Source organism: Paraburkholderia sp. (assembly GCF_028283785.1).
GTDB lineage: Bacteria > Pseudomonadota > Gammaproteobacteria > Burkholderiales > Burkholderiaceae > Paraburkholderia.
On record NZ_JAPWKB010000006.1, the window covers coordinates 151,180 to 177,903 of the forward strand.

Annotated in this window: 24 protein-coding genes; 15 read left to right on the forward strand and 9 right to left on the reverse strand. The window is 62.4% G+C overall.

What is annotated here, in order from left to right:
- Positions 1-60: 60 nt before the first annotated feature.
- Positions 61-1,404: an MFS transporter gene (locus PW947_RS08545; protein ID WP_299630844.1), complete on the forward strand. Its 1,344-nt coding sequence runs from the start codon at positions 61-63 to the stop codon at positions 1,402-1,404.
- A gap of 42 nt (positions 1,405-1,446) precedes the next feature.
- On the opposite strand, the gene PW947_RS08550 is transcribed toward PW947_RS08545, so the two are convergent.
- Complete coding sequence (locus tag PW947_RS08550) at positions 1,447-2,415, reverse strand: LysR substrate-binding domain-containing protein (RefSeq protein ID WP_299630845.1); 969 nt, start codon at positions 2,413-2,415, stop codon at positions 1,447-1,449.
- 115 nt (positions 2,416-2,530) lie between these two features.
- On the opposite strand from PW947_RS08550, the gene PW947_RS08555 reads away from it, so the two are divergent.
- On the forward strand, positions 2,531-4,819 hold the full coding sequence (locus PW947_RS08555) for an NADP-dependent malic enzyme (RefSeq protein ID WP_299630847.1): 2,289 nt from the start codon (positions 2,531-2,533) through the stop codon (positions 4,817-4,819).
- A 116-nt stretch (positions 4,820-4,935) separates the two neighbouring features.
- The gene (locus PW947_RS08560; protein WP_299630849.1) at positions 4,936-5,541 is read left to right on the forward strand and encodes a DUF2867 domain-containing protein; all 606 of its coding nucleotides are present in this window, start codon (positions 4,936-4,938) and stop codon (positions 5,539-5,541) included.
- Positions 5,542-5,574: 33 nt separating this feature from the next.
- Here PW947_RS08560 and PW947_RS08565 read toward each other — a convergent pair whose 3' ends face one another.
- Complete coding sequence (locus PW947_RS08565) at positions 5,575-6,351, reverse strand: SDR family oxidoreductase (RefSeq protein ID WP_299630850.1); 777 nt, start codon at positions 6,349-6,351, stop codon at positions 5,575-5,577.
- A 153-nt stretch (positions 6,352-6,504) separates the two neighbouring features.
- On the opposite strand from PW947_RS08565, the gene PW947_RS08570 reads away from it, so the two are divergent.
- On the forward strand, positions 6,505-7,086 hold the full coding sequence (locus tag PW947_RS08570; protein WP_299630851.1) for a TetR/AcrR family transcriptional regulator: 582 nt from the start codon (positions 6,505-6,507) through the stop codon (positions 7,084-7,086).
- A 9-nt stretch (positions 7,087-7,095) separates the two neighbouring features.
- Here the strand turns inward: PW947_RS08570 and PW947_RS08575 are convergent, their stop codons facing one another.
- Positions 7,096-8,478 carry a PLP-dependent aminotransferase family protein gene (locus PW947_RS08575; protein WP_299630852.1) on the reverse strand — a complete coding sequence of 461 codons (1,383 nt, stop codon included), beginning with the start codon at positions 8,476-8,478 and terminating at the stop codon, positions 7,096-7,098.
- A 170-nt stretch (positions 8,479-8,648) separates the two neighbouring features.
- Between PW947_RS08575 and PW947_RS08580 the strand changes: the two genes are divergently transcribed.
- From PW947_RS08580 to PW947_RS08595, 4 genes are all read left to right on the forward strand, one after another.
- Positions 8,649-9,935 (forward strand): hydroxymethylglutaryl-CoA reductase, degradative, encoded by a 1,287-nt coding sequence (locus tag PW947_RS08580; RefSeq protein WP_299630853.1) that lies wholly within the window; start codon positions 8,649-8,651, stop codon positions 9,933-9,935.
- Complete coding sequence (locus PW947_RS08585) at positions 9,928-10,881, forward strand: hydroxymethylglutaryl-CoA lyase (protein ID WP_299630854.1); 954 nt, start codon at positions 9,928-9,930, stop codon at positions 10,879-10,881. Before PW947_RS08580 ends, PW947_RS08585 begins: the two co-directional genes overlap by 8 nt.
- 134 nt (positions 10,882-11,015) lie before the next feature.
- Positions 11,016-11,543 (forward strand): hypothetical protein, encoded by a 528-nt coding sequence (locus PW947_RS08590; RefSeq protein WP_299630855.1) that lies wholly within the window; start codon positions 11,016-11,018, stop codon positions 11,541-11,543.
- On the forward strand, positions 11,543-12,925 hold the full coding sequence (locus PW947_RS08595; protein ID WP_299630856.1) for a tripartite tricarboxylate transporter permease: 1,383 nt from the start codon (positions 11,543-11,545) through the stop codon (positions 12,923-12,925). The genes PW947_RS08590 and PW947_RS08595 overlap by 1 nt, the downstream gene beginning before the upstream one ends.
- Positions 12,926-12,928: 3 nt before the next feature.
- Here PW947_RS08595 and PW947_RS08600 read toward each other — a convergent pair whose 3' ends face one another.
- The 3 genes from PW947_RS08600 to PW947_RS08610 form a co-directional block, all read right to left on the reverse strand.
- Complete coding sequence (locus PW947_RS08600) at positions 12,929-13,921, reverse strand: alpha/beta fold hydrolase (protein WP_299630857.1); 993 nt, start codon at positions 13,919-13,921, stop codon at positions 12,929-12,931.
- A gap of 123 nt (positions 13,922-14,044) precedes the next feature.
- Entirely contained in the window at positions 14,045-15,403 is a 1,359-nt protein-coding gene (locus PW947_RS08605; protein ID WP_299630858.1) for an MFS transporter, read from the reverse strand.
- Positions 15,404-15,486: 83 nt separating this feature from the next.
- On the reverse strand, positions 15,487-16,710 hold the full coding sequence (locus PW947_RS08610) for a porin (protein ID WP_299630859.1): 1,224 nt from the start codon (positions 16,708-16,710) through the stop codon (positions 15,487-15,489).
- A 369-nt stretch (positions 16,711-17,079) separates the two neighbouring features.
- On the opposite strand from PW947_RS08610, the gene PW947_RS08615 reads away from it, so the two are divergent.
- Positions 17,080-18,252, forward strand: coding sequence for a 4-hydroxybenzoate 3-monooxygenase (locus PW947_RS08615; protein WP_299630860.1), 1,173 nt, complete (start codon positions 17,080-17,082; stop codon positions 18,250-18,252).
- A 20-nt stretch (positions 18,253-18,272) separates the two neighbouring features.
- On the opposite strand, the gene PW947_RS08620 is transcribed toward PW947_RS08615, so the two are convergent.
- On the reverse strand, positions 18,273-19,175 hold the full coding sequence (locus PW947_RS08620) for a helix-turn-helix domain-containing protein (RefSeq protein ID WP_299630861.1): 903 nt from the start codon (positions 19,173-19,175) through the stop codon (positions 18,273-18,275).
- 148 nt (positions 19,176-19,323) lie between these two features.
- Here PW947_RS08620 and PW947_RS08625 point away from each other — a divergent pair, with 148 nt between their 5' ends.
- From PW947_RS08625 to PW947_RS08640, 4 genes are all read left to right on the forward strand, one after another.
- Positions 19,324-20,166: an SDR family oxidoreductase gene (locus PW947_RS08625; protein WP_299630862.1), complete on the forward strand. Its 843-nt coding sequence runs from the start codon at positions 19,324-19,326 to the stop codon at positions 20,164-20,166.
- A 35-nt stretch (positions 20,167-20,201) separates the two neighbouring features.
- Positions 20,202-21,986 (forward strand): FAD-dependent oxidoreductase, encoded by a 1,785-nt coding sequence (locus tag PW947_RS08630; RefSeq protein ID WP_299630922.1) that lies wholly within the window; start codon positions 20,202-20,204, stop codon positions 21,984-21,986.
- Positions 21,983-22,321, forward strand: a complete 339-nt coding sequence (locus tag PW947_RS08635) for an NIPSNAP family protein (protein WP_299630863.1) — start codon at positions 21,983-21,985, stop codon at positions 22,319-22,321. The genes PW947_RS08630 and PW947_RS08635 overlap by 4 nt, the downstream gene beginning before the upstream one ends.
- 143 nt (positions 22,322-22,464) lie before the next feature.
- The gene (locus PW947_RS08640; RefSeq protein ID WP_299630864.1) at positions 22,465-23,862 is read left to right on the forward strand and encodes an MFS transporter; all 1,398 of its coding nucleotides are present in this window, start codon (positions 22,465-22,467) and stop codon (positions 23,860-23,862) included.
- 52 nt (positions 23,863-23,914) lie between these two features.
- On the opposite strand, the gene PW947_RS08645 is transcribed toward PW947_RS08640, so the two are convergent.
- On the reverse strand, positions 23,915-24,604 hold the full coding sequence (locus PW947_RS08645) for a LysE family transporter (protein ID WP_299630865.1): 690 nt from the start codon (positions 24,602-24,604) through the stop codon (positions 23,915-23,917).
- A gap of 78 nt (positions 24,605-24,682) precedes the next feature.
- Positions 24,683-25,444 carry an AraC family transcriptional regulator gene (locus tag PW947_RS08650; protein ID WP_299630866.1) on the reverse strand — a complete coding sequence of 254 codons (762 nt, stop codon included), beginning with the start codon at positions 25,442-25,444 and terminating at the stop codon, positions 24,683-24,685.
- Between the two features lie 156 nt (positions 25,445-25,600).
- On the opposite strand from PW947_RS08650, the gene PW947_RS08655 reads away from it, so the two are divergent.
- Positions 25,601-26,185, forward strand: a complete 585-nt coding sequence (locus PW947_RS08655) for an XRE family transcriptional regulator (RefSeq protein WP_299630868.1) — start codon at positions 25,601-25,603, stop codon at positions 26,183-26,185.
- 53 nt (positions 26,186-26,238) lie between these two features.
- The gene (locus PW947_RS08660) at positions 26,239-26,721 is read left to right on the forward strand and encodes a GNAT family N-acetyltransferase (protein WP_299630923.1); all 483 of its coding nucleotides are present in this window, start codon (positions 26,239-26,241) and stop codon (positions 26,719-26,721) included.
- Positions 26,722-26,724: the final 3 nt, after the last annotated feature.

The following is a 26,724-nucleotide window of genomic DNA, read 5'->3' on the forward strand; positions in this document are numbered from 1 at the left end:
GGGCGTCGCGGCATGGCGGACGCGCCGGATCCATAGATACGCCATGCGTCAGGAGACACGATGCCAACCCTCGAATCCGCGAACGCGCGCGGCACGCCGTTCGACAGCCTCACCGCCAGCCAGTGGCGGCTGATCATTCTCGCGAGCCTCGGCGGCGCGCTGGAGTTTTACGACTTCGTCGTGTACGGCGTTTTCGCGCAGTTTATCGGCCGCGCCTTTTTCTCGATGCTCGATCCGATGACTGCGCTGGTGTTGTCGTTCGCGGTGTTTGCGATCGGCTATCTGTCGCGGCCGATCGGTGGCGCGGTGCTGAGCTGGTTCGGCGACCGCTATGGACGGCGGCGGGTGTTTATCGTGTCGGTGATCGTCGTATCGCTGTCGACGATCGGTATGGGACTGGTGCCGACATACGCCAGCTGGGGCATCGCCGCGACCGTGACGATGGTGTTGCTGCGGCTCGTTCAGGGCTTCTGTCTGGGCGGCGAACTGCCCGGCTCGATTACCTATGTCGTCGAAACCGTGCCGCGTCGCGCGGGCTTCGTCTGCGGGATCGTGTTCTTTTGCGTGAACTCGGGCGTGCTGCTCGCCGCCGCCGTGAATCTCGGCGTGCACGCGGTGCTGACGCCCGACGGCGTTGCGGCCTACGGCTGGCGGTTCGCGTTTATCTTCGGCGGGGTGATCGGCCTGCTCGGGTTCTGGCTGCGTCGAAAGCTGGAGGAAACGCCGGAATTCGCGCATATGAAGCACATCGCCGCGAAGCATCCGTTTGCCGAACTGATGCGCGAACACTGGCGGCCGGTGGTGCTCGGCATCCTGACGACGGCGGCGACAGCGGGTTACAACGGCTTGCTGTTCGCGCACATGCCCGCGTATCTCGACAAGGTGCTGCACTACGATGCGCATCAGGTCGCGCTCGGCCAGAACGTCGCGCTGGCGACGGCGTCGCTGGGCATTCTGCTGATCGGGCGTCTGGGCGACAGCATGCCGCGTCGGCATCTGATGCGCGCGGGCGCGCTGCTGCTGATCGTGCTGACGATGCCGTTCTATCACGCGGCCGTCAGTCACCGGATGGACCTGATCGTGCTGATGCTGCTCGGCGGTCTGGGCGCGGCGCTGATCAACGGCACCTTCGCCTGCATCATCGCCGACATGTTTCCGACCCGTGTACGGTTCAGCGGCGTCGCGCTGGCGTTCAATCTGAGCTTTACGATTTTCAGCGGGACCGCGCCGCTGATCGGCACCTGGTTGATCGGCCGTACCGGCGATCTCGCCGCGCCCGGCTATTTCATGGTCGTGTGCGCATTGCTGACGTTCTTCGCGACCTTCGGGCTGAAGTCGCTGAGCGGGCGGATCGCGCAACCGGCGACATCGGCGAGTGGCGTACCGTCGATGGACAGCGTCTGACCACGCATGGCGGGGCGGCGTCGCTGCTCCGCCGCCGCTGAATCACGTCGCCGGGTCTGCGTGCGTGGCGCGGCAAATCTGCCGTAGCGATGCCGCGAACGCGTCTTGTGCCGCCGAACGCGGCGCGTCCGCGCGCGTGAACATCGCGATCGGCGGCAGCGTCCAGCCGAACGAATACGGAACGATCGCGACACCCGCGATCCGCACCAGTTCTTCGGCGATATCCGCAGGCACGATCGACACGGCCGCTTCGCTGGTCGCGATCATTTCGCCGATCAGCTTCGACGAATAGCTTTCGACGAACGGCACCGGCGGCACGGTTCCCGCCGCCAGGAACAGGTCCGACACCTGTTCGCGCATCGGCGTATGCGGCGCACCGAGAATCCAGTCGAGCGTGACCAGCGTGCTCCAGTCGAGCTTCACGCGACCGAGTTGCGCGGCCAGACGCCGGCTCGCGATCAGGCGCGGCTGCTGCCGGTACAGCACTTCGAAGCGCACCTGCGTCAGATCCACCGCCGACGACGCACGGCCGATCACGATATCCACCGTATGGTCGCGCAACTGATGCAGCAGCTGGTCGCTGGTGCCTTCGTGGATGGTCGCGGTCAGCCGCGCCATGTCAGGCTGCGTGCGCCGCAATGCCGCCGACAGCATCTGCCCGGAAATAAACGGAATGACGCCGATATGCAGATGCGCGGCATGCCCCGACGCGACCGCTTCCATGTTGCGCGCGAGGTGATCGAGGTCGTGGATCATCGCTCGCGCGCGCGCCAGCACGACCGCGCCGAGGGCCGTGGGCAGCATGCCGCGCGAGGTCCGCTCGAACAGCGGCGTGCCGAACATGCTTTCGAGTTCGGCGAGCGCGTTGGTGACGGCGGGCTGGCTGCTCGCCATCTGCTCGGCCACGCGCGTCAGCGAACCATGCTGCTCGATCTGCAGCAACAGCATCAGGTGCCGCATTTTTAAGCGTGCGGTCAACCGCCTGACCAGCCCGTTCAACTCGAATGTCATCGAAAACTCGTCGCATCATTAGAAAAAAGTGATGGGGCAATACTAAAACAAAATGATCGCGTTATGGCGTGTCCCTAGAATCGCCGTCACAACTGACTTTCAGAGACCTACGGACATGAACAAGACCGATCAGCAAGCCGCTTTCGACTATCACGAGTTTCCGACCCCCGGAAAGCTTTCGGTGACGGCGAGCAAGCCGCTCGTCACGCAACGCGATCTGTCGCTGGCGTACACGCCGGGCGTCGCGAGCGTGTGCGAAGCGATTGCGGCCGATCCGCTGCAGGCGTTCCGTTTCACGGCGCGCGGCAACCTGGTCGGCGTGATTTCGAACGGCACGGCGGTGCTGGGTCTGGGCAATATCGGCGCGCTGGCGTCGAAGCCGGTGATGGAAGGCAAGGCGGTGCTGTTCAAGAAGTTCGCCGGAATCGACGTGTTCGACATCGAAATCAACGAAACCGATCCGGACAAGCTGGTCGAGATCATCGCGGGTCTCGAACCGACCTTCGGCGGGATCAACCTCGAAGACATCAAGGCGCCGGAATGCTTCACGGTTGAAAGCAAACTGCGCGAACGGATGAAGATTCCGGTTTTCCACGACGATCAGCACGGCACCGCGATCACCGTGTCCGCCGCGTTTATCAACGGCCTGAAAGTGGTCGGCAAGTCGATCAAGGACGTGAAAGTGGTCACGTCGGGCGCGGGCGCGGCGGCGCTGGCCTGTCTCGATCTGATGGTCGATCTGGGGTTGCCGCTCGAAAACGTCTGGGCGACGGATATCGAAGGCGTGGTCTATCGTGGCCGCGAGAAGCTGATGGACCCGCACAAGGCGCGCTTCGCGCAGGACACCGATGCGCGCACGCTGGCCGAAGTGATCGGCGGCGCGGACGTGTTTCTGGGGTTGTCGGTGGGCGGCATTCTGAGCGCGGAGATGTTGCGCGAGATGGCGCCGCGTCCGCTGATTCTCGCACTCGCCAATCCGACGCCGGAGATTTTCCCGGAACTCGCGCACGCTACCCGCGACGACGTCGTGATTGCAACCGGCCGTTCGGACTTCCCGAATCAGGTCAATAACGTGCTGTGCTTTCCGTACATTTTCCGTGGCGCGCTCGATGTCGGCGCGGTCACGATCACGCGGGAAATGGAAATTGCCGCGGTCCACGCGATCGCCGGTCTCGCCGAAGAAGAGCAGAACGAAGTCGTCGCGGCGGCCTATGGCGCGTACGACGTCGCATTCGGTCCGCAATACCTGATTCCGAAGCCGTTCGACCCGCGCCTGATCGTGCGGATCGCGCCGGCCGTCGCGAAGGCGGCGATGGAAGGCGGTGTGGCGACGCGTCCGCTGCCGGATCTGGATGCGTACGTCGAGCAGTTGCAGCAGTTCGTGTATCACTCGGGCGCGTTTATGAAGCCGTTGTTTTCGACGGCGCGTCAGTTCGTGCGCGATGGCGGCAAGTCGCGCATCGTGTTCACCGAAGGCGAAGACGAACGCGTGCTGCGCGCGGTCCAGGTGATCGTCGATGAAAAACTCGCACGGCCGATTCTGGTCGGGCGTCCGGAAGTGCTGTTGGCGCGCATCGAGAAATTCGGCTTGCGCCTGAAGCTCGGTCAGGATGTCGAAGTGACGAATCCGGAATACGACGAACGCTTCCCGCAATACTGGACGACGTACTGGGAATTGATGTGCCGCGACGGCATCACGAAGGAAATGGCGCGCGTGGAAATGCGGCGTCGTTTGACGCTGATCGGCGCGATGATGGTGCGCCTGGGCGATGCGGACGGCATGGTGTGCGGCACGGTCGGCGCGTATCACGACCATCTGCGGTTCGTCGATCAGGTGATCGGCAAGAAGCGCGGCGCGAAGACGTATGCGGCGATGAATATCCTGTTGCTGGATCAACGCACGGTGGCGCTGGTCGACACGCACATCAACGACGATCCGACCGCAGAGCAGATTGCGGAATTCACGATTGCCGCCGCGAAGCAGATGGCATGGCTGAATCTCGCGCCGAAAGCGGCGTTGCTGTCGCGTTCGAACTTCGGCTCGGGCAGTGCGGCGTCGGGCGCGAAAATGAGGCGCGCGCTGGAGATCGTCAAGGAACTCGCACCCGACCTTGAAATCGACGGCGAAATGCATGGCGATTGCGCGCTGGACGAGGCGTTGCGCCTGCGCATCCTGCCGATGTCGCCATTGAAGGGCGCGGCGAATCTGCTGGTATGCCCGAATGTCGATTCGGGGAATATCGCTTATAACCTGCTGAAAACCGGCGCAGGCAGTAATGTCGCCGTGGGTCCGTTCCTGTTGGGCGTGAATGGCCCGGTCAATATCCTGACGTCGAGTTCGACGGTGCGCCGGATTGTGAATATGACGGCGTTGACGGTGATCGAGGCGAATCGGGAAGTGTAAAAATCCGGACCCGAACCGGAACCCAGCAGCGCGACGTCCCCGAACCGGGACGTCGCGCTTTTTCGATTATGGGCGCGACTGCAGACCAGGCGGCGGAATAGTACGATCATGAACATATGGGCGTCGACATCGACGCCCCGTTCAATCGCTGCTCCTTCGGAGCTTGCCGCATGAAAATTTCAAGCCGTGTCCAGTCCACGTCACTGCCACTGGAAAGCACACTCGCACCCACGTTCGCGCGCGCCGATCTGGCCGATGCTTTCGTCTTGACGATCCCAAATGCGGACAAGTCGTCGGTCGACGATTGGGCGCATGCGGTGCTCGATCATCCGTCACCGATGCTGCGTGGCTTGCTCACGTTGCGGGACACGCTGGTCGCACCGTTGGGCCTCAAGACCTCACGCGCGTTGCGCACGTCGTTGCGAAACCGCGCGGTCGAGCATATGGACTTCTTTCAGGTGCGGTCCCGTTCCCCGAACGAGATCGTGCTTGGCGAGGATGATAGCCATCTCGACTTCAGATTGTCGCTGTTGCTCCGCGCATCGAGTGACAATGCCGCACGCCAGCTTGTGGCCACGACGGTCGTGCACTGTCACAACCTCACCGGCCGCGCGTATCTCGCGCTGATCACGCCTTTTCACAAGCGGGTCGTCATACAGAATCTGAAGCGCGCGATGCAGTGGATGCCACGCTCGACGGTGGTTTCCGGGCCGGATCGATAGAGGGACACGCGTCCATCGTCGGCCCGGAGGTCATCACCCTTTCCTGAACATCGGCCCGCCCCACGGCGCGCCGATCGTCCCGCCGTCCACCACGATTTCCGCTGCGGTAATCCCCGACGCATCCGTCGATGCGAGGAACACGGCCGCCGTCGCGACTTCTTCCGGCGTCGCGAGACGCGCCATCGGAATGCGCGGCGCGAACGCCTGTTCCGTGCCGTCGATGGTGGCGCCGGCGCGCGCGCCGCGGGTCCAGATCGGCGTGCGCGTGCCGCCCGGAATCACCGTGTTCACGCGAATCCCACGCTCGATCAACTCGGACGCGAACACTTTCGCCATCTCCGTAATGCCTGCTTTCGTCGCCGAATAAGCCGCCGTTCCCGACGCGCCGAGTTCGCGCATCACCGAGCCGTTCAGCACGATCGCGCCGCCCGCGCTCATCAATGGCAACGCTGCTTGCACCGTCAGGAACACGGCCGTCAGATTGGTGCGCAGGATCGCGTCGAATGCGGCCGCGGTCGTGCCGCCGAGTGGTGTCGGACCGGAAATGCCCGCGTTGGCGAACACGACGTCGAGCGAGCCGAATTTCGCCTTGATCTGCGCGGCCATCGAATCGACCTCGGCTTCGTTGTCGAGATTCGCGCGGATGCCCAGCGCGTTCTCGCCGAGTTCGGCAACCGCTTGATCCAGCTTCGCGCCATCGCGCCCCGTGATCGCGACCCGCGCGCCTTCGGCGATCAGAATCTTTGCCGCTGCAAAACCAATGCCGCTGTTGCCGCCGGTAATCAGCGCTGTTTTTCCCGTGAAACGCATAAACCTTCTCCTGATGAAAATCGGATAAATCGAAGCAACCGGATCAGACCGGACACGTGATGCTCGATCTGAAATTCTGCAGGTTGAGCATCATGCAGATTTTCAGTATTATGCTCGTCATGCAGATTGTCAAGTCTTGAGAAGGCGAAAAAAATGGGTTATTCGCAGGCGCAGAAAGCGGAAAGCCGGCAGCGTGTGCTGGAGAACGCGTCGCGGCAGATCCGCGAAAACGGCATCGACGCGCTTGGCGTGGCCGATTGCATGCGGAGCGCGGGCCTCACGCACGGCGCGTTTTACGGGCATTTTTCGTCGCGCGATGCGCTGATCGTCGAGGCGCTCGAACATGCGGTACAGCAAAGCGAAAAGCGGATGGCGGCACGCGCGGCGAATCCGGACGCGCAGGACAAGACGCCGCTCGCGCTACTGGCCGACGCGTTTCTAAATGAGCGTCATGTGCGCAATCCGGGCGAAGGCTGTGCATTGTGTGCGCTCGCGGGCGATGCGCGACATGCGATTCCCGACGTGCGTGCGCTGCTGACGCGCTACGTGCAGGTGCTCGCGTCGCGGATCGCGGGCGCGATGGCGAGCGATACCGACGGCCCGGCGCTCGCGATCGTCGCGACGATCGTCGGTGCGGTGACGTTGGCGCGTGCGGTGGACGACGACGAGCTCGCGAAGTCGATCATCGCTTCGTCGCTCGATCTCGTGATGGCGCAGGATGCCGACGTCGTCTGACGAAGCCGCTCACGTCATGGACTGAAGCACGGCCGCGAAGCGCGGATCGGACAGATACGCGACGTTGTACCGGCAATACGGCGACGCGCTGTCCGGATGCGGCGAGAACACCGTGCCCGGCGCGAGAATCACGTTGTGTTCGAACATCGCGTGAGCGAACGCGATCGAATCGTCATGGCCCGGCAATGCGGCCCACAGATACAGACTCTGTTCGCTGGCCTTGTAGATCGTCGCACCGAGCCGCGTCAGCGATGCAATGCCCGCGTCGGTCGCGCGTCGCAAGCGCTCCTGCATGTGGTTGGTATGACGCAGGAAATGACCGTCGCTGAGAATCGCTTCGAGCGTGCGCTCGCAATACTCGGAGCTGCTCACATGCGTGAGCATTTTCACGTCGGCCAGATCGCTCGCGAGGCCCACGTCGCAGGCGATAAATCCCACCCGCAACGCCGCCGACACCGACTTCGCAAAGCTGCCGATATAGATCGTGCGGCGCAACTGGTCGAGCGTCGAAATGCGTGTCATCGAGCGCGGTTTCAGATCGGCCAGCGCGTCGTTTTCGACCACGATCAGATCGTAGGTTTCCGCCAGTTGCAGAATGCGATGCGCCTTCGCGGCGCTGGTGTCGGTCGCGGTCGGATTGTGTCCGACTGACTGCGTGAAAAACAGCTTCGGCCGATGCGCCTTCAACCGTTCTTCGAGCGCGGCGATGTCCGGCCCGTCGATTCCGCGCGGCACGCCGACCATATTCGCGCCGCTCAGCTTCAGCTTGCCGAATAGCGGGTAATAGCCGGGATCGTCGACCAGCACGGTATCGCCGGGACGCACGAAATAACGCAGCACCATGTCCATTGCCTGATTCGCGCCGTGCGTGAGCACGATCTGCGTCGGCGCGGCTTCGATCTCGTAGCTGGCGAGTTTGTGCTGCAAATGCTGTCGCAGCGGCAGGTAGCCGTAGCGGCTGCCATAACGAAACAGCGAGCCGACGCCAGTGCGCACCACGCGTTGATGGAACTGGTCGAGCCGGGTTTCCTCCAGCCATTCGACGGGCGGAAAACCTTCGCCCAGATTCAGGATGTCGTTTCTGGTCTGCAACTGTTCGCGCATCAGCCACACCACGTCCATCGCGCGATCGAGCGTGGTGGTCTCTTCCTCGCTCGACGGCGCGCTGCCCGAACGCGTGACGAAAAAGCCCGCGCCGCGCCGTGGCTCGATCAAGCCGTTGGCCGTCAGGATGTCGAACGCGCTGATGACGGTGTTTTTCGAGTAACCGTTCCCCTCGGCATATTCCCTAATAGACGGCAAACGATCGCCCGCTTTCAGCAGACCTTCGTCGATCTGTCTGGTCAAATTGTCCGCGATTGAACCCGGCAGGCTCGTCTTCTGGCGTTTCATTGTCGTGTCCCGTGTCTCTCAGTTGGCGCTGTACTGGGTACAGTCTGATCGCTGTCGCAAGGAATTGTGCCTTTTAAAAGGGTACAGCCCGCCTATTATTCGCTCATTCACGAGACGCCCGCAAGCCCGACACGGCTCGCGGAATCACAGAAAAGCGAAGGAACACACTCATGCAAATCGATTCGAAACTGCCCAATTTCCGCGCGTTGTCGCCGGCTCAACGTCTAAAGCACATTGCCGAAGCCGCGAACCTCGACGATGCGGAATACGCGTTGCTGAACAGGCCGGGCGCGCTGCCGCTCGACATCGCGGACGGCATGATCGAAAACGTGATCGGCACCTTCGAGTTGCCTATGGCGGTGGCCGGGTACTTCCAGATCAACGGTCGCGACGTGCTGGTGCCGATGGCGGTCGAAGAGCCGTCGATCGTCGCGGCGGCATCGTTCATGGCGAAGATGGCGCGCGAAGCGGGCGGTTTCCGCACGTCGAGCACGGGGCCGCTGATGCGCGCGCAGGTTCAGGTGCTGGCCGTCAGCGATCCGTACGGCGCGCGGCTGTCGATGCTCAAACACAAGGAAGAACTGATCGAACTCGCCAACAGCCGCGACAAGGTGCTGATCGGCCTGGGCGGCGGTTGCAAGGACATCGAGGTGCACGTGTTTCCGGACACGCCGAGCGGCGCGATGATCGTCGCGCATCTGATCGTCGATGTGCGCGATGCGATGGGGGCGAACACCGTCAACACGATGGCGGAATCGGTCGCGGGACGGGTCGAGGAGATTACCGGCGGCAAGGTGCGTCTGCGAATCCTGTCGAACCTCGCCGATCTGCGGCTCGCCCGCGCGCAGGTCCGCTACTCGGCGGACACGCTGACGACGAAGGAATACACCGGCGAGGAAGTGATTCGCGGCGTGGTCGAGGCATACCAGTTCGCGGCGATCGATCCGTATCGCGCGGCCACGCACAACAAGGGCATCATGAACGGCATCGATCCGGTGATCGTCGCGACCGGCAACGACTGGCGCGCGGTCGAAGCGGGCGCGCATGCGTTCGCTTCGCGCAGCGGCCGCTATACGTCGCTGACGACATGGGAAGTCGCGAACAACGGCGATCTGGTCGGCACCATCGAAATGCCGATGCCGGTCGGTCTGGTCGGCGGCGCGACGAAAACGCATCCGCTCGCGCGTCTCGCGCTGAAGATCATGGACGTCCGGTCGGCGCAGGATCTCGGCGAAATCGCGGTGGCCGTCGGACTGGCGCAGAACATGGGCGCGTTGCGCGCCCTCTCCACCGAAGGCATCCAGCGCGGCCATATGGCGTTGCACGCGCGCAATATCGCGATGTCGGCGGGCGCGCGGGGCAGCGATGTCGACTGGGTGGTCAAGAAAATGGTCGCGGCGAAAGACGTGCGCACCGACTACGCGATGGCCTTGCTCGCCGGTCCGCGCGATGCGTGACGCATCCATCGTGAGCGATCCGTCGTTGCCGGCGCGCGTGCGGATCGTCGAAGTCGGTCCGCGCGATGGCTTGCAGAACGAGCCGTCGTTCGTATCGACCGGGACGAAGGTCGAACTGATCGAGCGCCTGATCGACGCGGGCGTCAGCTACATCGAAGCGGCGTCGTTCGTGTCGCCGAAATGGGTGCCTCAAATGGCCGACGGCGCGGACGTGCTGACGCGCGTCGGTCGCCGCGACGGCGTCACGCTGGCGGCGCTGGTGCCGAACCTGACCGGACTCGACGCGGCGATCGCGGCGAATTGCGAAGAAGTCGCGGTGTTCGCGGCGGCGTCGGAGCGTTTCTCGCAGAAGAACATCAACTGTTCGATTGCGGAGAGCATCGAGCGTTTCGCGCCGGTGATCGCACGCGCGACGGCGGCGGGCTTGCGGGTGCGCGGTTACGTGTCGTGCGTGCTCGGCTGTCCGTTCGAAGGCGCGATTGCGCCCGGGCAGGTCGCGAGCGTCGCGGAGCGTCTGTACCGGCTCGGTTGCTATGAGATCAGTCTTGGCGATACGATCGGCGCAGGCACGCCGAACAAGACCCGCGCGATGCTCGACGCGTGCGCGCAGCGTGTGCCGGTCAGCGCGCTGGCGGGGCACTTCCACGATACCTACGGGATGGCGATCGCCAACGTGTACGCGGCGCTGCAATCCGGCGTCTCGACCTTCGACAGTTCGGTGTCGGGCATCGGCGGCTGTCCGTATTCGCCGGGCGCGACGGGCAACGTGGCATCGGAAGACGTCGTGTATCTGTGCGACGAACTCGGCATTGAAACCGGTATCGACCTCGCGAAACTCGCCCATGCCGGCGGGTTTATTTCGGATGCGCTGGAGCGGCGGACGTCGTCGCGGGTCGCACGTGCGCTCGACGGCAAACGCAGGCGTCGTGAAGCGACGCCGGTATAAAGGCGGTTCTGTAAAAGCAGCAAGCATTGCACGCATTGCACGCGCATTCGATGCCGTGCCCATCACAGAACGACAAACGCGGTCCGCGCCATCCGATGGCGGCTCCGCCTGAACACTCCATCAACGGAGGAGACATGAAGCATCCCATCCCCGATCGCGCGTCGCCGGATCGACACGCGCGCATCCCGTCGTCAAGCAGTCCGATCGTCGAAGTGTGGGGCGATACGGTCGATATCCGTCATCTCGGCTGGTCCGTGGCGCTCGGCGTCGCGATCAGCCTCGGTGCGTTTTACGGCGCGAATCGCGTACTCGCCGCCTATGTCCACGATGCCGCGATGGGCCGCGCCTACGCGATGCTGGTCGGTCTGGCCGGTTGCCTGATCGCCGGTGTGGTCTGCGCGAAACTGTTCCGGCCGAAGCGCGAAGTGGTCGAGGAAGCGTCGGATCTGGCGAGCCGCGACGCCGTGCTCGACCAGCTCGCGGCGGAAGCGGGCGGTCTCGGCACGGTCGCCGACCTGCCGCCGGCGGTCGCGGCGGAAATGAAAGAACTCGGCATCTACGACGTGTTCGCTGCCTACGAACGGCGCGCGGCTCGTGCGCCGGATGCGGGATCGAAGGCGGACGGCACGGTCACGCTCGCTGGCGGCAAGGAGGCATTCTGATGGACGCGTTTCTCCAGCAATTGCTCGTCGCGCTGTCGATGGGTTTGATCGGCGCGGTGGTATTCGCCGGCGTGGGCCTGATTTCCGGCACGGACGAAACCACCACGATCGCACCGCTGACACTGCTCGTCGCGTTGCTCGGCGTGCCGCCCGTCGGCGTGTTCACGTTCTTTATGGCGGGTGCGGTCGCGAAGCATATGACGCACGCGATTCCGACCGCGTTGCTCGGCATTCCCGGCGACACGATGGCCGCGCCGCTGTTGCCGCAAGCGACGATGCTGCGCAATCTCGGCGTGCCGCATATCGCGTTGCGCAAGATGATTTCCGGCGCGATCGTCGCGGCGTTTATCGCGGTGCCGCTGGCCGTGCTGTTTGCGGTCTTGCTCGCCCCGTTCGGCACGTCGATTTCGAAAGCGGCGCCGTGGGTGTTTCTCGCGGCTGCAATCGCGATTGCCTATTTTTCGGCGGGACGCTGGGCGTCGGTGTTGTTGCTGGTGCCGTTCGTGTTGCTGATCGTCGGATTGCAGACGTTGACCGGCAAATATGGCGTGAAACTGAGCGTCAGCTATTTTCTGGGCATTGCAATCGGACCGCTGATCGCCGATCTGTTCTCGATCCTGTCGCCGGCGGACCGCAACCGGATGCGCCGCGAACGCGTGAAAACATTTTCGCTTGCGCCCGACGTCAAAGGCTGGAGCGGCTACTTCCCGAATCCGTTGCGGGTGCTCGATGCCCAGCAGCGTAACTGGACGGTCGCGACCGCGGCGATTTCGAGCGCGACCTTCGTGTTCAGTCCGGTGGCGATGACGGTCGTGATGGGCGAACTGGTCGGCTCGCGAATCCGTCATGCGTATCACCGTCTGACGACGGTGATCGCCGCACGAAACGGTGTGACGGAGGCGACGTATATCGCCGAAGCGCTGATTCCGCTGATTGCGTTCGGTCTGCCGTTGAGTCCGGTGGCGGCGGGTCCGGCTGCGCCGCTGTTCAATGCGCCGCCGCGCTTTTTCGTCGATACCGCGAGCGGTCATATCAACAATCTGCACACGCTGATGTCGAGCTGGCAATTCCTCGGCTACGGCTTGCTCGCGGTGGTGCTGGCGGCACTGGTCGCCTATCCGCTGGCGATGAATTACGCGCACCGGGCGGCGTCGTTCGTTGCGCGCAAGGTCAGTCACGAGTCGATCATCGCGACCTTTGCCGGGCTGATCGTCGTGATCAGCGTGTGGGAAGGGCAACTGCTCGGCTTCCTCGTGATCGTGACCGTGGGACTCGTGGGTGGCTTGCTGTCGCGGCGCTTCGGGTTCAATACCGGCGTGCAGTTTATGGGCTATTACACGGCGGTGTTGAGCGTGCCTGCGTTGACGAAGCTGATCGGCTGACGCTTATCCGGTGCGATGCGCAAACGGCGTTGCATCGAGTGAGGCGACGATCGCGTCGAGTGCTTCCGGCGCGAGCGTGAGTCCGATATGACCGACGCCTTCGACGATCGTTACGTTCGTCGAAGGCTTCGTGAATTCCGCTGCGAATGCGTCCGCGAAAAAGGCTTCGTCATCGGAGCCGATCAGTACATGCATCGGTTGCGTGGCGTGTCGAATATCCGCACGATAGTCGGCGTTCGGCCTGAAGTTTTGCATCAGGTTGAACGAGTACTGCGGCGTCAGCATCTTTTGCGCTTCGGGCGTCAATGCATACGCGATGGTGCGCAGATGATTGAACACCTTGATCCTGACAGCATTGAGCGTGACCAGGACGACGATGCGCGGCATGCCGACATGCGCCCATCCGCCCGCTGCGGGGCGTGTGGTCGGTGAGCGATGATGGAGAAACGGCGACAGCAACACATAGCGCGCGAACGCGTTTTTGCGCCGGTCGGCCGCGAAGCGCAGCGCGAATCCGCCGCCTGCGGAAAAACCGATCAACGTGCGCGGCGTGGCGGGATCGAGTGCGGCGAGACAATCTTCGAGATCGTCTTCGAGCTGGCCGATATACGCAATCGTGCCGCGCGCGCCCGATTCGCCGTGACCGCGCATGTCCAGCGTGTAACTCGCATAGCCCGCTTCGGCGAGCCGCATCGCAAGCGAATGCAGACTCTTGCCGCTCGCGGACGAGCCGTGAATCAGCACGGCGCTGCCGCGCGTTTGCGCCACACGTGACGGATAGAACCGGTATGCGAGCGCGGTGTTGTCGCGGGCCTGAACGTACTGGATTGCGGGCAAGCCGGACAGATCGACGGAACGGAAAGGATCGTTGATCGACGCGACCGGTTTGGGTTGCTTCGGGCCGCCTTTGATCAGTGCGAGTGCCACGGCGGCGACGGCGGCGGCAGCCACCGCGAGTACGACTACTACCACCATCAAATGCGAAGTGCCGGTCATGGCCGCATCCTCGGGACGTGGATGATGTCGGGATCAGGAGGATGACGCGCAAAGAAAAAGCCCGCATGCCCGGCAGTGTTGCTGCCGGTCATGCGGGCATTGTGCCACGCGAAAATCGTCGGATCAGTGACCGAACGACTTCGTTTCGAGCGGCGCGCCGGTGGCCGCATGCGGACGCGCGGCCTGCTTGATCAGCAGTGCAATGCACGCGAGCACGCCGGCAATCGCAACCATCGCGAAAATCCCGCCGAACGTGAAGTGACGGCGCGTCAGCTCCGCGACGAGGAACGATCCGGCGATCCCGCCAAAACGGCCGATACCCAGCATCCACGCCACGCCGGTGCCACGACCTTCAGTCGGGTAGAACGCAGCGGCGAGTGCGGGCAACGACGATTGCGCGGTATTCATCAACACGCCGGCGACGAACACCGTGAACACCAGCATGCCGACATTGCCCACGGCCTGACCGATCAGATACACGCTGACGGCGGTCAGCGCATAGCATGCCGCGATGATCCGGTTCGCGTTGAAGCGGTCCATCAGCACGCCGCACAGCACCGCACCGACGCCGCCGAGCGGGAACAGCGCGGAGATCAGCGTCGCGCGTTGCGGCGCGAGACCGGCGTCCTTCAGCAGGATCGGCATCCAGTTGATCGACGCGTAGAAGATCACGAGGCCCATGAAGTAAGCGATCCACAGCATCACCGAGCCGACGATGTACGAACGCGACAACACGACGCCCAGACCTTTGCCGCCGGTTTGCGGCGCGCTTTCGGTCATCGCGAACGAAGCGGCTTGCGATGCGTCTGCGGAGATGCGCGACAGCGCAGCGCGAATCCGTGCCACCGGCTGGTTGTTCGCCACCATGTAGCGCACCGACTCCGGCATTTTCAGCAGCAGCACGACCAGCAGCAGCAACGGCGTAACACCGCCGAGCATTAGCACGCTGCGCCAGCCGAAATGCGGAATCAGCCATGCGGCGAGAAAACCGCCGAAGGCCGCGCCGAGCGGGAAGCCGCAGAACATCAGGTTGATGACGGTCGCGCGACGGCGATCCGGGCAGTATTCGCCCATCATCGTGACGGCGTTCGGCATCGCGGCGCCGAGACCGACGCCCGTGATAAAGCGCAGCACCGTCAGTTGTCCGATGCTGGTGGAAAACGCGGAACCGAGACAGGCCACGCCGAACAGCGCAACCGATGCGAGCAGCAGCGAGCGTCGGCCGAGACGGTCGGACAGCGGACCCGAACCCAGCGCGCCGCACGCGAGGCCGAACAGCGCCGCGCTCAGCACCGGCGCGAGCGCGGGCCGGCTAATGTTCCATTCGCCGATCAGCGACGGAGCGATAAATCCGATTGCGGCCGTGTCGAAGCCGTCCAGCAGGACGATGACGAAGCACATGAAGAAAATGAGCCACTGAAATCCGGAGAACGGATGCTCATTGATGAAGGTCTGTACGTTGACAGTGTTACTACGGCTCATGTCTGGTCTCCTGACTGCAAACGGCGCGCCGAGGCGCGCCGTCTTTTTTCTGCTTCTTAAGGCGTTAAGCGCGAACCCGGCGCTTAGAACCGGTGAACGATACCGACGCCTGCCGCGAACTGGCTACGCGACGAAGACGGCGTGCTCTGGAAGCCGTCGCCGATCACGGCCGTTGCGTCGATGATACGCGTGCCGCCGGTCGATGTCGGTGCGAGCGTCTGGCCGTTCGTGCGCTGGAATGCCTGCAACGCGTAGAGGCCGGTGCGCTTGGACAGCGAGTAGTACTCGGACAGGTTGAACTGCTGATACTGCGCCGAGCTGGTGATGCCGTTCGCCTTGGTCGCGCGCGTGATGCTGTAGCCCGTCGCGAAGTCCCATGCCACCGACGCCTTCCAGTGCAGCACGACGCCGCCCGTGTTGAAGATCGCCGTGTTGCGGTAGAACGAACCCGTACCCGGAATGTACTGCACGTTCGAGTAGGCCGCCGACACGTCGAAGCCGTTACCGAAGTTATAGCCGCCCGTCACCGCGAAACGTTGTTGCGCCTGTGCCGTCGCATAGCCGTTGGTGACAGCCGACACGCCCGATTGCGCGCCGTTGTTCGACGTCGTCGAATCCGCACCCCATGCGCCGCCGCCGAGCGTCGAGTTGTTGATGCGCATGAAGCCGACCGCGAGTCCGACCGGGCCGTTCAGGTACTGGAGCGCGCCGCTCCACGTCGAGCCGCGATTCAGGCTGCCCGGCACGCCGCCGACCGAATACGAACCGCTTGCCGTGAAGCCGTACATTTTCGGCGACGTGTAGACCAGCGAATTGTTGGCGCGGTAGATCGTGTCGAGTGCGTCGATGTCGCCTGCGTGCGCGCCGTAGAAACCGGTCAGCCACGTGGTCGGGCTATACGGCGACAGCAGCGTGTAATAGGCGGTGTATTGACGACCGGCCTGGAACGTACCGTAGGTCGGGTTCGTCACACCGACCCATGCCTGACGACCGAACATCGCATTGGTGTATTGCTGCGCACCGCTCGCGGCATTGAAGCCCGACTCCAGCTGGAAGATCGCCTTGGTGCCCGCACCGAGGTCTTCCGCGCCTTTCAGGCCGAAGCGGCTGCCCGCCCATACACCGGTCACCATCTTGACGGCGGAATGGCCGTTCGCCGTCGCGCCGAGCGAAGCCGAGCTGGATTGATACCCAATGCCGTTATCGACGATCCCGTACAGCGTCACGCTGCTTTGTGCAAAAGCGGGAGCGCACGACAGGGCCATGACAGCGCCAGCGACGCGGGTCAGTTTGATGGTGTTCTTCATGTGGGTGTGTCCTCCAGGGCCGACCTGCGAGCGTGTCGTTGGCGACACCGGTCGAAATGTTCTTGATTGATGTTTCTGGTTCGTATTGCGAACTTCGTTTCACATTACGAACGGGCGGACTGTAATAAGTTTGCTATAGGGGAGCAACGCGGGATAACCCGAAGTGGCTCTGGATAAGGCTTTGCGCTGTCTCTTTTTTGCACAGGATAGTTAATTTCGTTGCTTACATGGCACGTTTGCCATCTATCGGCCATCTAATCTGTATCTCAAATTCGAATAGTGCATATCTCTGTTATCGCGTTGCGCGATAGGGTGGTTGGTCGGCACACTTGACGGACAAATTCAATTCCCCGCATCAGGAGACAACTCATGCGCACTCAAGTTGGCATCATCGGTGCCGGCCCCGCCGGCCTGCTTCTTTCCCATCTTCTCCATCTCCGCGGTATCGAATCCGTCGTGCTCGAATCGCGTAGTCGCGAGCAGATCGAATCGACGATCCGCGCGGGCGTGCTCGAGCAGGGCACGATGGATCTGTTGACGGAATCGGGCGTGGGTGCGCGGATGAAAGCCGAGGGCGCGCTGCATCACGGCTTCGAGCTGGCTTTCGAAGGCAAGCGTCGCCGGATCGATCTGACGGGTTTGACGGGCCACGCAATCACCGTCTACGCACAACACGAAGTGATCAAGGATCTGGTGGCCGCGCGCATCGACGCGGGCGGCGCGATCCATTTCAGCGTTTCCGACACGTCGATTCATGACATCGACACCGCGACGCCGTCGATCCGCTATCGCCACAACGGCGAAGACCAGCAATTGCAGTGCGACTTCGTGATCGGCTGCGACGGTTCGCAAGGCGTCGCGCGAAAATCGATTCCCGAAGCGTTGCGCAAGGATTTCGAGCGCGTGTATCCGTTCGGCTGGTTCGGCATTCTGTGCGAAGGGCCGCCGTCGTCCGACGAACTGATCTACGCGCGCCACGAACGCGGCTTTGCACTGGTCAGCACACGCTCGCCGAACGTTCAGCGCATGTACTTCCAGTGCGATCCGAAAGACACGGTGGAGAACTGGTCGGACGATCGCATCTGGGCGGAAATGCACGCGCGTGTCGATTCGTCGGACGGTCAGAAGGTGATCGACGGCAAAATTTTCCAGAAGAATATCGTCGGCATGCGCAGCTTCGTGTCCACGACGATGCAGCACGGACGCCTGTTTCTCGCGGGCGACGCCGCGCATATCGTGCCGCCCACCGGCGCGAAAGGTCTGAATCTCGCGGTGGCCGACGTGCGCGTGCTGACGAAGGCATTACAGGCGTTCTACGTCGAGAATCGCAGCGATCTGCTCGACACGTATAGCGAAACCGCGTTGAAGCGAATCTGGCGCGCCGAGCATTTCTCTTACTGGATGACGCGGATGATGCATCGTCTGGACGACGCATCGCCGTTCGAGCAACAGCTCCAGGTGGCCGAACTCGAACACGTGACAACGTCGCGCGCCGCCGCAACGGCGATGGCGGAAAACTACGTGGGTGTAGTGGCCGTTTAAGCGCGCAACAGGTTTCGCATTCAGCCCAGCGACAGATCGTTGTGCGCGGCGGCCTGAAATTCGGTCGGCGTCACACCGGTCTGTTTGCGAAAATAGCGGCTGAAATAAGCAGTATCGTCGAAACCCAGCGCATGCGCGATCTGTTTGACCGTCAAGCCGGAATAGATCAGATCGCGCTGTGCTTCCCGAATCAGATGCTCGTTGACCAGCGACATCGGTGAATGACCCAACTGGTCGCGGCAGATCCGGCTCAATTGCGCGGCCGTCATGCCGAGCTTTTCCGCATAAAACTCCACCGGCCGATGCTCGCGATAATGCGCGGCGACCAGTTCGCGCAAGCGCTTGATCTGCGCACTGCGGCGGTCGGCGGTAGCGGCATTCGCGGTTGCGCCTGCAACACTCGACGCTTCGCCGAGCCGCGCCACCTGCACGAAAAGTGCAATCATCAGCGACATGCCCGCCGCGATATGCCCGCGCGCACTGCCGCGAAATTCCTGTTCCAGAAGCCTGAATAAAGGCATCAATGCGTCATCGTCCGCCGATGCGCGCACGGGTATGACGGACGCACGCTGCAAGACCGGCAACAGCCCCGGCGACACGACCTTCGAGATCGACTCCAGCGCGCGCTGAGCGGCGGTAATCACCAGACCGTCGATATCCGGCGAAAACACGAAACCATGCACCGTCTGTGCCGGAAGCAGCACCACGCAAGGCGGATCGAATGCGACCTTGTCGCTTTCGATCACCACGTGACCGCTGCCGCTGCGGATATACAGAATCTGCAGAAGCGCGTCGTGCCGATGCGCGCCGATATGCCAGTCGTTCGGCGCACTGCGTTCCGCAATCCACTCGAAGTTGAAAGCGTCGTACCACGCGGGTCGCGCCGACTCGCCATAGAGGTCGTAGTTAGGGATTTTCCTCATACGTGCCTGTCTCCTGTGTACGGATTGTCCTGCGATGCGCCGCCTTTGTCCAATTTCATCCGCACCGCCGTCGCTATACTTTTTTCATCGGATAGGCACGCGGGCCGCTTGGCCAAAAGAGCGGTTCAGCGAAAAAATGGAGATTCGGATGGCTAATCAAAACGCATATGAAGATCGCGCCGGACACTGGCTCGCGCTTGACGGCGACGTGTGTGTGGTGACCGGTGCGGCCGGCGGTATCGGCAGTGCGATTGCAGCGGTGCTCGGCAGCGCGGGTGCACGTCTGGCACTGCTGGATCGCGATGAAGAGAAATGCGTGGCACTTGCGCAGTCGCTCGACGCGCGCGGCATCGAAGCGATTGCAGTGGCATGCGATATCGGCGATATCGACAGCGTGCAGGGCGCGGTCGAATCGGTCGATGCCGCGTTCGGCGCCGCCGATGTGCTCGTGAACAACGCGGGTCTGCTGCGTCCGGGCGGCATCGAAGAGATCGCGCTCGACGCGTGGAACGCGATGCTGCGCGTGAATCTGACCGGCTACATGCTGTGTTCGCAGAAGTTCGGTCGCGGGATGCTCGAACGAGGCGCGGGCAGCATCGTCCACGTGGCGTCGATTGCCGCCCATCATCCGCAGACGTGGAGCGGCGCGTATAGCCCCGGCAAGGCGGCCGTTTCGATGCTGTCGCGGCAGATCGCCGCCGAGTGGGGCGGGCGCGGTGTACGCAGCAATGCGGTGTGTCCCGGCATGATCCGCACGCCGCTGTCCGAGTCGTTCTATGCGCAAGGCGATATCGAGCGCCGGCGCAGTGCGATGACCGCAAGCCGGCGCATCGGTAAGCCGGACGATATCGCGGACGTCGTCGCGTTTCTGGCCAGCCGTCGCGCGAGTTATGTGAACGGCGCCGAATTGATCGTCGACGGTGGACTGGACAGCATGCTGATGGACCTGGTGCCGCGTCCGGGTTTCGATGCGAGCGGCGTTAAAGCCTAAGCGTCACGCACACACAGGCAACCAGGAGACATATGATGAAAAGCCTCATTCAGGCACCGGCACTGACGTGCGATGTGCTGGTAATCGGTTCGGGCGCAGGCGGGTTATCGACGGCGATTACCGCGCGCAAACAAGGTCTCAACGTCGTGGTGATCGAGAAAGAAACCTTCTTTGGCGGCACGACCGCGTATTCGGGCGGCGTGCTGTGGATTCCAGGCAACCGTCACGCGAAAGCCAATCACGTCAGCGACACGCGTGAAGCGGCGATGACTTATATGCGCAACGAGACCGGTGCATTCTTCGACGAAGCTGCGGTCACTGCGTTTCTGGATACCGGCCCCGCGATGCTCGAGTTCTTCGAGCGCGAAACGGACGTTAAGTTCGTGCCGACCTTGTATCCGGACTATCACCCGGACGTGGCGGGCGGCGTTGATATCGGCCGGTCGATCGTGGCTGCGCCCTACGATGCGCGCAATCTCGGCAAGGATATCGACAGACTCCGGCCGCCGCTGAAGACGATCACGTTTATCGGCATGATGTTCAACTCGTCGAATGCGGATCTCAAGCATTTCTTCAATGCCACGCGCTCGCTGACATCCGCGATCTACGTCGCAAAACGACTCGCGAGTCATCTTAAAGATCTCGCGCTCTATCGGCGCGGCGTACAGGTGACGAGCGGCAATGCACTCGCGGCGCGACTCGCCAAGTCGGCACTCGATCTCGGCATTGCGATTCACACGAATACGGCTGCGCGTGAGTTGACCGTGTCCGGCAAACGCGTGACGGGCGCACTCGTCAGCGGTCCGGATGGCGAGATTCGAATTGCGGCGCGACGCGGCGTGGTGCTCGCATGCGGTGGTTTTTCACATGACGTCGAGCGGATTGCGAACGCGTATCCGCATGTGCGTCGCGGCGGCGAACATGTGTCGCCCGTGCCGACCGGCAATACCGGCGACGGCGCGAAGATGGCCGAACGGCTTGGCGCCAAGGTTGCGCTGCGCTATCCGCAAGCGGCCGCATGGATGCCGGTGTCGCGTGTACCGCAAAAAGACGGGACGTTCGGTGTTTTTCCGCATCTGCTGGACCGCTACAAGCCGGGGATTATCGGCGTCACGCGTAATGGCCGGCGCTTTACGAACGAATCGAATTCGTACCATGACGTCGGTGCGGCGATGATCGACGCGTGCAAACACGATCGTGAAACTGCGATGTGGCTGATCTGCGATCACGCGACGATCCGCAAGTACGGGCTCGGTTATGCGAAGCCCGCGCCGGTGCCGCTGGGCGGGCTGCTGCGCAACGGCTATCTGAGCACGGGCCGCACGTTGACGGAACTGGCGCGTCACGCAGGACTCGACGCCGCAAGTCTGGAAGCGACCGTCTCACGCTACAACGTCGATGCGAAGCGCGGCGTCGATAGCGAATTCGGACGCGGCACGACGTCGTTCAACCGCTATCTCGCGGACCCGGCGCAACAGCCGAATCCTTGCGTCGCACCGATTGGCGACGGTCCGTATTACGCGTTGAAAGTGGTGATGGGCGACCTCGGTACGTTCGACGGCATTCAGACAAAGATCACCGGCGAAGTGCTCGATCAGGCGGGCGCAGCGATTCCCGGCTTGTACGCAGTCGGCAACGACCGCGCGAGCGTGATGGGCGGCAACTATCCGGGCGCGGGCATTACGCTCGGCCCGATCATGACATTCGGCTACATCCTCGGACGTCATCTCGCGGGCGTGAGTGAGCAGGACATCAGGAAAGATGCGCACGAGGGACACGACGGGTCCCTGTCTGAAACTGTATTGAGGACCGGCACATGAGTAGCACCAAGCCTTTTATCGATCATCGTATCTACACGATCCGCCCGCGCGGCATGGCGGAATTCATCGACGTATTCGATCGTCTCGCGATGCCGATTCAATTGAAGTATCTGGGCGCGCCCGTTGGGTTTTATGTCAGCGATATCGGCGCGCTCAATCAGGTGGTTCATCTTTGGGGCTACGAAAGTATCGCGGATTACGACCAGCGCCGCACCGCCCGCGATACCGATCCTGAATGGCCCGCTTATTTGCAGGCGTCCGCACATCTGATCGTTGCGCAGGAAAACCGCATCGTCAAACGCGTCGAGTTCAAGACGCTGGCAATGATGCGTTAATCGCATCCACGCGTCGAGGCGCATAGCGCCTCGACGTTTAGCAAAAAAATAAAAAAATTCCTCTATGTTCTCAGGAGACACTGCAATGAACCAACCCGACCGCGTCGCGTCAACCGTCCACGGGACGAGCGAGGAGACGCACGATGACAACCGCTAACCGCAATGTCGATGTTCAGGCTTTTATCGACAGTCAACGTTTCTCGCCGTTTCAATGGATCATTCTGGTGCTGTGCTTTCTGGTCGTCGCCGCCGACGGCTTCGATACCGCAGCAGTCGGCTTTATCGCGCCGTCGTTGCTGACGCAGTGGGGCGTGACGCGCGCGTCGCTCGGACCGGTGATGAGTGCGGCACTGGTCGGACTCGGGATCGGCGCATTGGCCGCCGGTCCGTGCGCGGACCGGTTGGGACGAAAAACAGTGTTGGTGCTGTCGGTATTTTTCTTCGGTGTCTGGAGTCTCGCGGCCGCGCGCGCAACGTCGATCGAGTCGCTGACGGTGTTGCGCTTACTGACCGGTCTCGGTCTCGGTGCCGCGATGCCGAACGCGGTCACGCTGATGTCGGAATATGCGCCGGCGCGGATTCGCGCAGTGGCCGTCAATGCGATGTTCTGCGGCTTCTCGTGCGGTCTGGCGTTGGGCGGCTTTGCGTCGGCATGGCTGATTCCGCATTTCGGCTGGCAGAGCGTGCTGGTTGCAGGTGGGATCGGGCCGCTCGTGCTTACCGCACTGCTGATCCTGATGCTGCCGGAATCGGTGCAATTTCTTGTCCTGAGAAAACGCGCGGATCAACGTGTCCGGCAGATTCTCAAGCGGATCGCACCTGCGCACCGCTTCGACGGCTGCCGGTTCGTCGCTGCGGAAGTACGCACGGCGGACCCACGCGCTGCCGCAGGCAATGCGCAATCGCCACTCGCGGTCGTGCTGTCGTCGCGCTACCGCTTTGGCACGCTGATGTTATGGCTCGCGTATTTCATGGGCTTGCTGATCTACTATCTGCTGACCAACTGGCTGCCCACCTTGTTCCGCGATACCGGCTTTTCCGGCGAGAAGGCGGCATTGATGACGTCGCTGTTTCCGTTGGGCGGCATCGTCGGCAATCTGTGCGTCGGCTGGGTGATGGATCGCGTCAACGGCAATCGCGTCATTGCATTCACGTATGTGCTGGTCGGTGTGCTGGTGATGCTGGTGGGACGCGGGCTCGGCAATCAGTGGCTGCTCGGGACTCTGATCTTTCTGACCGGCACGGTCGTGACGAGTGCAGTCACGTCGATGTCGGCACTCGCGGCGAGTTTCTATCCGACTAGCGGACGGGCAACCGGCGTTGCGTGGATGCTTGGAATCGGGCGGATCGGCGGTGTGGCCGGTGCGTTGGTCGGCGGCGCGTTGATGGGACTGGGCTGGCAGTTTGGCGCGGTGTTCAGCCTGCTTGCGATTCCCGCGTTGATCTCGGCGGGCGGTTTGTACGCGATGCTGAAACGCGTGCCGCCGGTGACGTCGGCAGACACGGATCGCGGATCGTTAGCCACGGAGTTCTATCACTAGATCGGCGAATCCCGGACTGCGCAGTCGCGCGTCCGGGCTTTAACGGCACTCGCTAAAGCAAGGTCCGATAACCGGTTGCAATCACATCGACTGCGAGATACGCAAACAGCACCGCAGAAAAAGCACTGCAATAGAACTTCAGCTTATCGCCGATCCATCGACGCCCGGCACCCGCCAGCAGCGCGAGAAACGCGGACCATGCGACGCCGCCGACAAAGAACCCCGCGAGAAATCCGGCATTGCTCGACGCGCTGCCATCGGTGGATTGCGCGATCACCGATCCGCCGACCGCCGCAAACCAGACGATCGAACTGGGCGACGCCATCGCCATGCCGACGCCGCGTGTGAATTCCCGCCATGACGACAATCGCATGCCGGATTCGCCATCCGAGGCCGTCCCGACGACACGCGCACCGCCCAGTTGCCGCCATGCCGCGCGAGTCATTGCAAACGCAAGCCACAATAAGGTTGCGCCGCCACCGATCCACATCACCCACCGCACTGCCGGAATGTGCAGCACGACCGCCATGCCGAGCAGGCAGAGGATCGCGTAAGCGAGATCGCCGAAACACGAACCGAGTCCGATCATAAAGGCGGGACGCACACCGACCCGAATCCCCGCATTGATCAAGGCCGTGTTGACGATACCGATGTCCATGCAAAGTGACAGCGAAATCAGAAAGCCTTTGAGGCTGACAGCGGCGATCATGTCGAAGCCCGCTGCGAGAGAACGTAAAAACACACTGCTGCGACGCGCATTTCAGTCAATTGAGTAGCCTAAGAAGCACTCAGCTTAGCGACGGCGCGCGCGGTGGTCTTGTCAAGAATTGATCTGTCTGAACTGTCCGGGCGTCATGCCCATGAACCGGACGAAGGCTTTGGTGAAGTGGGCTTGATCGGCAAAGCCGGCGTCGAGCGCGACCATGGCGATAGGATGGCCGGATCGCAACAGCGTGCGCGCATGCGCGATGCGTTGCTGCATCTGCCACGCGAGCGGCGGCAAGCCTGTCTCGCGATGAAACGAGCGCACCAGATGCGCGGCCGAAATGCCTTCCGATGCCGCGAGGCTTTGAAGATCGGGGACCACGCTCAGGTCGCTCAGCAAATACGTCTGGACACGTTTGATGCGCGATTGCGCGCCGGCACGATTCTCGGCAGCGGCGGCGCGCGACGTCGGCGCGATAAGCCGGTGCAATAGCGACACACAGCGCTCTTCGATATCCGCATCGGACGACATGGAGACCATCGAAATCAGTTCGCGCGTGAAGTCGGGGCGCACCGCATACGGTGCGTCGAACTCGAAAGTAGCGTGAAAATAGCGCTCGAATGCGTCGGGCCGAACGTATAAGGACGCGCAAAGCCAGACGTCGGCACCGGCGATCTCGCTCGATTGCAACTCGCCGGGGTTATAGGTCGTCAGCGTACTGGTGTCGGCTTCGAAGGTCTTGCCGTCGATCCACACCCGCTCGTGTCCGTTCACGTTGGCGCTGATGACGAACTCGTCGTGCGTGTGTTTGGGGAAGCGGCCCGTAGAGACGCGGACGCTGCCAAGCTCGAGCAATTCATTTCGAAAGGTAATCATCGGAAAGCGGCGACGTCTGCGGTGACGCGGTGTTGAATGAGTGAGCGTAAGCGGAGTGTAACCGGATCGGGTGCACGAGTAGAACCTACGAACACACCCGCCAACGCAAACTTCAATTTCCAGTTTACTGGAATTTTGTCGTCATATACTGGATTCATGGACATCAATCGCCGTATCGCCAAACGCGTGAAGGAGCTTCGCGAAGCCGAAGGCTACTCGCTGGACGCGCTCGCCGAGCGCAGCCAGGTGAGCCGTTCTCATATCTCGCTGATCGAGCGCGGGCAGAGCAGTCCGACGGCTTCGGTACTCGACAAGCTGTCGGCGGCACTCGGCGTCACGCTCGCGTCGTTGTTCGAAGAGAGCGCATCTGACGAGCCGCCTTCGCCGCTCGCACGCAGTTCGGACCAACCTGTGTGGACTGACCCGGTTTCCGGTTACGTGCGTCGCAATCTGTCGCCTGACGGCGTGTCGCCTATCCAGCTGGTCGAGGTCGTGTTCCCACCAGGCAAGCGGGTCGCGTATGAAACCGATGCGCGAGAGAACGAAACGCATCAGCAAATCTGGGTGATCGACGGCGCAATGGATCTGCTGGTCGGGACGCAATCGTGGCAATTAAAAGCCGGCGACTGTCTCGCGATGCGCCTTGATTGTCCGATCGTGTTTAGCAATCCAGGCCGCAAGAACGCGCGCTATCTCGTCGCGCTGACAACGCTTGGCTCGACTCAAAGGAAATGGGCATGAGTGAATATTGTGGCGCGGAATTGCGCGTGCGCCGTGTCGCGGCGCATGAAGTCATGCAGTGCATCGACGGCTTGACCGATGTGTTGCTCGACTGCGTGAAAGGCGGCGCGTCGGTGAGTTTTATGCAGACGCTATCGCGCGATCAGGCATCGGCATTCTGGCGAGGTGTCGCCGAAGACGTCGTGCGCGGCAATCGTGTCTTGCTGATCGCGGAAGACGGCAATGGCCGGATCGTCGGCACGGTGCAACTGATCACCGCGCAACCCGACAATCAGCCGCATCGTGCCGACGTCGCAAAGATGCTGGTGCATCGCGACGCACGGCGTCAGGGCGTCGCGCAACGCTTGATGTCGGCCATCGATGCGGTAGCGCGCGACGAACGCAAGAATGTGCTGGTACTCGATACCGTTACAGGCGGCGATGCCGAGCGGCTCTATGAACGCGCAGGCTGGAATCGCGTGGGGACGATTCCGGACTACGCGTTGATGCCGGACGGCGCGCTGTGCGGCACGACGATTTTCTCAAGACATCTTTAAGCC